8 protein-coding genes are annotated in these 7,275 nt (G+C 59.6%); 3 read left to right on the top strand and 5 right to left on the bottom strand.

The features are described 5' to 3' along the window. The coding region (locus tag C7C56_RS00735) for a DUF3471 domain-containing protein (RefSeq protein WP_219933082.1) at positions 1-496 on the top strand (496 nt) is incomplete at its 5' end. A 142-nt stretch (positions 497-638) separates the two neighbouring features. Continuing rightward, positions 639-1,388 carry a hypothetical protein gene (locus C7C56_RS00730; protein ID WP_106755593.1) on the top strand — a complete coding sequence of 250 codons (750 nt, stop codon included), beginning with the start codon at positions 639-641 and terminating at the stop codon, positions 1,386-1,388. On the opposite strand, the gene C7C56_RS00725 is transcribed toward C7C56_RS00730, so the two are convergent. Together C7C56_RS00725 and C7C56_RS27845 are read right to left on the bottom strand one after the other, a co-directional pair. Beyond that, positions 1,363-2,346: a type II secretion system F family protein gene (locus C7C56_RS00725; RefSeq protein ID WP_181372963.1), complete on the bottom strand. Its 984-nt coding sequence runs from the start codon at positions 2,344-2,346 to the stop codon at positions 1,363-1,365. The genes C7C56_RS00730 and C7C56_RS00725 overlap by 26 nt on opposite strands. A gap of 122 nt (positions 2,347-2,468) precedes the next feature. Continuing rightward, on the bottom strand, positions 2,469-2,966 hold the full coding sequence (locus C7C56_RS27845; protein ID WP_146204217.1) for a hypothetical protein: 498 nt from the start codon (positions 2,964-2,966) through the stop codon (positions 2,469-2,471). Between the two features lie 292 nt (positions 2,967-3,258). Here C7C56_RS27845 and C7C56_RS00720 point away from each other — a divergent pair, with 292 nt between their 5' ends. After that, entirely contained in the window at positions 3,259-4,029 is a 771-nt protein-coding gene (locus tag C7C56_RS00720) for an alpha/beta fold hydrolase (protein WP_181372962.1), read from the top strand. A 34-nt stretch (positions 4,030-4,063) separates the two neighbouring features. Here the strand turns inward: C7C56_RS00720 and C7C56_RS00715 are convergent, their stop codons facing one another. From C7C56_RS00715 to C7C56_RS00705, 3 genes are all read right to left on the bottom strand, one after another. Continuing rightward, positions 4,064-5,017 (bottom strand): cupin-like domain-containing protein, encoded by a 954-nt coding sequence (locus C7C56_RS00715; RefSeq protein ID WP_106755589.1) that lies wholly within the window; start codon positions 5,015-5,017, stop codon positions 4,064-4,066. Between the two features lie 620 nt (positions 5,018-5,637). Continuing rightward, on the bottom strand, positions 5,638-5,856 hold the full coding sequence (gene infA / locus C7C56_RS00710) for a translation initiation factor IF-1 (RefSeq protein WP_106755588.1): 219 nt from the start codon (positions 5,854-5,856) through the stop codon (positions 5,638-5,640). Positions 5,857-6,254: 398 nt separating this feature from the next. Then, on the bottom strand, positions 6,255-7,133 hold the full coding sequence (locus tag C7C56_RS00705) for a transporter substrate-binding domain-containing protein (RefSeq protein WP_146204216.1): 879 nt from the start codon (positions 7,131-7,133) through the stop codon (positions 6,255-6,257). Between the last annotated feature and the right edge of the window lie 142 nt (positions 7,134-7,275).

Here is a 7,275-nt window from a genome sequence, read left to right as displayed (position 1 = left end):
GCACTTGGTTCTTGAGAACGCCGTGTTTGGCAACCTCGAGCACGCCGAATTCCGCCACGCGCTGATGTGGAAGGTGTTCGGCATGTTCACCGGCGCCCCGGCGCGCGACTGGAATGGGGAAACCTTAAAACTCTACGGCGACCTGCAAAAAGCCGGACAAGTGAAGCAGGAGAACGAGGATGCCAAGCGTCCCATCAATACCAAGCCCAGCCATGCACTGGCGGCGTACACGGGCACTTATCGCCATCCGGCCTGGGGCGACGTGACGGTGGCGCTGGAGTCCGGCGCCTTGGTGTTGCGGATCGGGTCGGCGGCAAGCGGCATTGGCCGCCTCGAGCACTGGCACCACAATATATTCCGCGCCAGGATGGGCGTCGGTTATGAAGGCTGGGAAAAATTCGGCTTTCGCGCGGCGGCAAACGGCACCATCGATTCCCTTGCCATTTACGGCGACATTTACACGCGCGTGACGCCGGCCGGGCCGACGAAGATTTAAATTGCGTCCGGGGAGCCCCGACCACGCCGGCCAGGACACCAGGTCTCCCTTGGCCCGACAACAATTCTTCATGTGTCAGAATGTCGGACCAGACCACGTCGCGTGCCGGGCAGCACCCGTCGGTCTGAACATGGGGAAGCAGATGCAAAAATTGACTTCGGAACTAAACAGGCTGTATCTTGCGGCCGGAACTTTGTCGGCGGAAGTTCTCGCGCAGCGCATGCAGGGGCAGGCGAGCCCCGCCATCAGTCTTACTACCGACGACGGCTTGACACGTGCGATGGTCATCGCCTTCGACAAAATCGACGAAGGCGAAGGGGAGCAGCATTGGGAGCGCTTGTGTACGGTCGCGAATCGCCTGCAGACCGAGCTTGGATTTCCGGCGCCCGCGGTCAGCATTTCCGGCGCTAACGGCTATTGCCTTTGGTTGTCGTTGAAGACGCCCGCCCCGGCCACGCTGGTGCAACAATTCGTCGAACTGGTGCGCAAAACGTACGCACCGGAGATGGCGCTCCACGCCGATGCGACCAACACCCCGGTCGAACTGCCGCCTTGCCTGAATCAGCGTTCCGGGAAGTGGGCCGCTTTTATCAATCCGGGATTGGGCGCGTCCTTCGCCGAAGAATCAGGGCTGGAGATGGCGCCGCCGCTTGCAGGCCAAAGCGCTTTGTTGCTTGGGTTGGAAAGCATCAGCGACGCGCAGTTCAAGCAAGCCTTTGAAACGCTTCAGCAGTCGCAAGGCGCGGCGCCAATGGTTATCGCTCAGCCCAAGCCCGGCGCGCTGGCGCCGGACGGCTTGCTCCTGCGCGATGCCACGCTGGAGGATATTGTCAGCTTCCTGCATTCAAAAAATATCGAGCCGACATTCAGACATTTGATTCCAAAGCCGTGAAGTTAAGCGAAGAGCTGGAGGTGGAGGTGGAAGCCACCATACTCGCCGGCGGTGGCACCGCACGCCCGCCTATCAACTGCACCACCATCCACAACGCCACCAGCACGTAAAACAAGCGCGGCAGCCATGTCGAGATGTCGCTCTGGATCTGCGCCAGCGCCTCGGTCTCCATATCCGAATAGCGCTGCAGCATCTCTGGCAGCGATCCGCTTTCTTCGCCCGTATGGGCGAAAGCATGCAGCTTCCCCGTATCGCACAGGCGCAGCGCCGCGAGCGCCTCCGACAGCGTCGCGCCTGACTGCACCGCCGGCAGCAGCGAAGACAAATCCTCGCGCACGATCGCATTGTCGACAGTGGCGATTGCCACCGGGAGCGCCTCGAACAAGGGCAGCCCCGCTTGCAGCAGAAGCGCGAGGCTTTCGAGGAAATCGCGCGTACTGCGGCGAAGGTGCAGCCGGCCGATAAACGGAATGCGCAGCAGCGCGCCAGAGACGGCGTCGCGGACCGGCCCCGGTTCGCCCGACGCGTAGCGCGCGATGGCGCGGATCGCAATGGCGCTTACCACGCCCAGCACGATCAGCGGCAGTATCGATCGCGCCAGATAGCCGCCGAACGATATGGCACCTGAATACAGTAGCGGGATCGGCTGCACTAAAAGCGCAACCACCAAGGTCGCCGCGGGAAGCATCAAGCGCGAGCGCATCGACGCCTGCTGCGCGGCAGCCGTGGCGTAATGTTTTGTCAGGCGACGGTAAGTGGGCAAGGGACTGCCACCGCTCAATGCCGCCCGCAACAGGCGCGTTTCGAACAGGGTGAACAAGCCGCTGTTAGAGCCGGCGGTGGCGGGATCGACGCCACGCGCAAACAGGCGCCGGAAAGTGGCGACCCGCTCGCGCGCACCGGGCCCCAGTTCGAGCATGGAATAGGCTTTATCAGGCGGCAGGCCGGCTTGCTCCATGGTTGCCAGATGTAGAAACAATTGGGACCTGACGACGAGGGAAAGTGGGGTATATCGGCTCATAGCCCGATTGTGGCATATCGGCGCCGGCATTAAGCAACAGCGGCGGTATTTGTGGGGCGTTACGCCACACGCACCCAATCCATCAACCAATTCGGCTGCCAGCTCTTGCCGCCATCGAGCGAGGTGGCTTGCTGCCAACGGCAAGTCGTGGGGCTGATGTTGTCCCATACACCGCGCACCTGCATGGCTTGCTCGCCATCGAGGTCCTCCGATACAAAAACTCCCTGGCCGTCCTGGAAGTGGCCTTCAACCACCGGTGCCAACAGCGCACCGCTTTTTGCATTCACCCAAAAATCGGACCAGACCTGTTTTTCCTGATTCAGTAAGTGCAGGCCCATGCCGCTGAAATCGCGCGCCGGAATGCGCAGCTCTTCGATGCTCGCCGCGCCGTTCAAGATTGACCAGCAAGTGGCCTCGCCCTCGAACGCGTCCCATACGTCGGGATTGCTTGACTTGAGTTGGCGGTGCTGGATTTTCCAATCGCCGGATAGGAAATCAAAATCGCCCGCCTTGCCGGCGGGGTGCGCATTGTCGTTGAAGTTCGTGGGACGTGTCATATTGCTCTCCTGTGTCATATTGCTCTCCTGTTGGTTGATCGCAGCGCTAACGTCGCGCCGCTCTTTCTCATGCGCGAGCCGATATGGTATGGCGCGCCAGAGGAGCAGACAATCCGGGATCGAAGGTTTTGAGCCGCCATCGGCCGCACTTTTTAACGTTCTTCGCCAGATCGACCTTGAGTTTTGAATCCGGCGGCGATCGGCGCGCGATTGGGATCACCGCACGGACACCATTGCTTTAAAATAAAGCAATGCTGCCGTTTCGGAACAACCACCAACAAAGGTAATGACAATGCAATTACTGCTCGACGACGCCGGGATCGAATACGACTACGTTCAGATGGAGACCGCACTGCCGCCTTTGCTGTTCTTACACGGCGCGCTTGGAGTTCGCGGGCAGTTCGATGCCCTGCGAAAGCATTTCCCGGAGCGCTCGCAAATCGCCCTGGATTTCCCCTCCCATGGCGAGAGCCATGTCACCCATGGTGCGATAAACGGCGAGCGGCTCGCGCGCGCCGTCCTGGCCTTGTTGGACGCGCTGCAGATCGAGAAGGTCGACATCATCGGCCACAGCATGGGCGGTTATGCGGCACTCGTTCTGGCCCACCTCGCACCGGCGCGGGTGAACAGCATCGTCAACCTGGGCACAAAGTTTTACTGGAGCGAGGAGGCCATCGACAAGACCTCGAAGGAGCTCGATGGCGATCAACTGCGCGCCCGCTCACCACGCCATTACGAAGCGCTTGCGGCCTTGCACCCGGCCAGCGGAGTCGACCAAACACTGCGATTGACGCAAGGTCTGATCACCGACTTCGCCCGTTGGCAGCTGAGCGAGGAGATGGTGCGAGCCACCAAGGTGCCCATCTTGCTCAGCGCCGGAGATCGCGACAACCTCGTTCCGATGGCCGAGATCGTAAAGCTGTTCGATGCGCTCGAGTCCAAGCTCAACGCCGTCGCCATCCTTCCTAGCACACCGCATCCTTTGCAGCACTTGCCGCTTGACTGCTTTGAGCTGATCGTGCGGCGCTTTTGGGTGGCCGCCGTGCGGAAAACCCTGGCCTAGAACGCCCTGAAACGGCCTCGGTGCGCGTGGTTCGCTACGCCGGACGCTGCAGGGATGAATCGCCGGTCAATGCGAACGGCAGCGCCCTCGCCCACCGGTTCGACGACAGTGAAAACGTCAGCGCGCGAACCTGGTGATACCAGCCGGCCGGCACATACAGGAGATCACCGGGATTGACGATGCATTCGACCATCGATGCCTGGCGCGCAAGCGGAAACTTCTCGAAATCCGGCGCCTCGGGATCAAACGGGGAGCCGAACAGGATGGCATTGGCCTCGCTGGGATAGAGGAATTCATCGTGGTGGGGCGGCGCCAGGAAAATCCGTTTGGCGCCCCATACCTGCGCAAAAATATTGTCGTCATAATCGCAGTGCAGCGGCGTCACCGTTCCGGCCGGCCCGAGCCAAAAACGGGGCGGTCCCATTTTGCCAAAGTACGCGGGCCAGTAACACATCCGATTCAGTTCACGCAATTCCAGATTGCCCAGATAGGGGGGCAGCGCCTGCGTGGCAGTCGAGACCAGATCGAGATACTCGCCCATCGACATATCCTGCATCGCCCTGTCCGGCGCGAACGCCGTGTTGATATAGTCGCCGACCCGCGCGCGCACCTGCAGGTGGCTAAAGCGATCACGCAGCGTTTGCGGCGTGAGGTCCGACAGCGGCCAACGTTTGACAAGCCCGGTGACCACGAATGGCAGCCCCTGCGCGGCACGCCTGCGGAACGCTGCGGCATCGAGCATGCCCAGTCGCGGCACTTCTGAAACAACAGGCAGTCCGCGCGCGGCGCGCTTTATCGCTTCACGCATTTCATCGATAGAAGTGACGCCGCGAATCAGCGCATCCTTCCGCTCGCGCTCCCGCTTTTTGGCGCTGGCCTGCGCCGGCGACGCGGACTCGAACGCCTGCAACGGTGGCGGCAATCGCGGCGATACACGCGGCTGTGGCGGTAGCGGTTCTCGATCCAGTGGTTTTTTCTCTTTTGACATATACCCTCAGCATTCCACGCGGCCTTGCGGCGCTGGGCGAACGCCCCGCATTCCTACATATATCTGTCGTGTACGCCTACATCCAACTCGGGCGATCAACACTTAAGATGCGACTACCTGCTCATCCACATTTCGGAAAATTTAAAGTGTGGGCGTGGGGCGCGCGAGAAGCGCGCGCACTGATAGCAACCGCCAAGCTTAAGCAACCCGGCGACAATTCATGTATCCAAACCATAGGAGGTGCAACATGCGGAAAATGATTTTGATGGCGCTGGCGGGGTTTATCTGGCGAAAACTGCAAACACGTGTCTTAAGTAAAAAACTTGCGGGCAGGACCATGCGCCGTATGTAGGTGGCCATGAGCGCACCTCAACGGCTGGGCATGCGGCATGTCCAGCGGACTTTTCAGGACGCACGTATCCACATCGCGATGCCCGTTCATTGTCGCGCCCGCAATCTGGAAAGAATCCCCACAATGACATGTCAGTGCGCATCGGCGAAATGAACCCGCTCCGCGTCATTGGACAGCGGCCTCAGCATTGTCCAGGCCTCCGAACACACACTCCGCGCGCGCAAGATCCCAATGACCGTAGTCAAAGACCTCGCCGGCGCAAGTTCGGCTACTTGGTCCGAAACACGATGCGCGCTTTGCTCAGGTCATAGGGAGTCATCTCCACATTGACCTTATCGCCGGGAAGGATGCGGATGTAATTCTTGCGCATTTTCCCCGAGATGTGCCCCAGCACGATGTGTCCGTTCTCCAACTTTACCTTGAACGTTGCACTTGGGAGGTTCTCAATTACCTGCCCTACCATTTCAATTACGTCATCTTTCGCCATACATTCCTTTATCAAGCCGTCGGTGCGACGGTGAGTAATTATAGACGCTGCCGGTGCCTCCACCTCGAAATCACACAAATCCTAACAAATCAGCCCCCGCCGGGGGCCGACGCAGAGGACGAAACTGTGCAACAGCATCCGGCAAGTCCACGGGCCAGCGCCTGCCCAGTTGCGACGCCGGAAGTGGACGCTGCGCCGGTTCGCCGGAAAATTGTCATGGCTGAAGGGGCGTTTTAGAGCCCGCCCGCCACAACTGCTTGGGAATGCCGACCTTGCTGAAAAGGGCGGCGGCGAAGGTGGAGCCGAGCGCCGGTGCTGCCATGACGGCGACGTGAATTCGGGCGTTCGTGCATCTGGCTGTCGCGGCCGTAGGCACGCGTTTATACATCGGCTTTCCGCTATGGGGTATAAAAATACTCCTTCGGCATCAGACGAAACGCCCTGGTGAGGTTGGCATTGTCCAGCATGAAGATGGTGCGGGTCCGCAGCTTGGCGCGGCTCACTCCATCATGAAATTTTTTATCCGATTCCAACAACCGTTGAAAGCTTCCATCGGCGAAGGCATTGACCAATCCGGAATGAATAGCATCGTGCAGCCGCATGTTCCCCTTCCTGACGAAGAATAGCCTGGCGAACGGGTAATGCAAGGCCAGGTCCGGCTCAACGACGAGGTCCGGGCTCGCGCCCCTGTGCCGCTCCAACAGCGTAAATATTTCTTCCGCTCCCAGCGGAAAGAAGTCGATGCGCTTGGCATTGAGCAGCCGGAACAGCGGTTCAAATTCCGCCGTCCTGACATGGATGCCGGCGCCATTGAGGATTTTCGTATCGCCCCACCCGGGCCCTTGGCCCGCACGTTTATTCTTTAACGCCCCGAGGGTCCGAATCTTTGCAAAATCGCCAAGCTGTTCTTTATTTATCAGAAACAAGCGATAGCCGCTGAGCCCTCGGTCGATGGGGAAATTGACGGCCTTGTAGCGTGTTTCGAGTTCAGCGCTGGCGCCCGCATCCCATACCGAAATGACACCTTGCTCCAACATCGATCCGGCACGCTCCTGATTCATTTTCAACTTCGACACGGTGAGCGAATAGGGGATGCCGGACTTGGACAACGCGAGCTCCAGCACCTTGAATCCATAGTCATCCGCGGCGCGTTCGTCCATGCGGGGATAGATGACATGCAGCGTCGCCCAGGCCGGCGACGCATTCAGGCAAAAGCAGGCCACCACGCAGTTGAACAACCAGCGTAGCGGCGTACGTTTCGATATGAGACAGAACATGGCATCGCCTTGCGTAGGATGTGCTATCTGTTTTCCGGAAATGCCGTTCTTTAGCCAACGGTAAGCATAAGTGACGAAACCGGGAATAACAAGTATATTCATCCAGGCGATACTTGGCAGAGCGCGAGCAACGACTAGGCCA

The organism is Massilia glaciei, assembly GCF_003011895.2.
GTDB lineage: Bacteria > Pseudomonadota > Gammaproteobacteria > Burkholderiales > Burkholderiaceae_D > Telluria_A > Telluria_A glaciei.
Note: the sequence above shows the minus strand (reverse complement) of the source record. Positions and strands in the feature narration are given on the sequence as shown.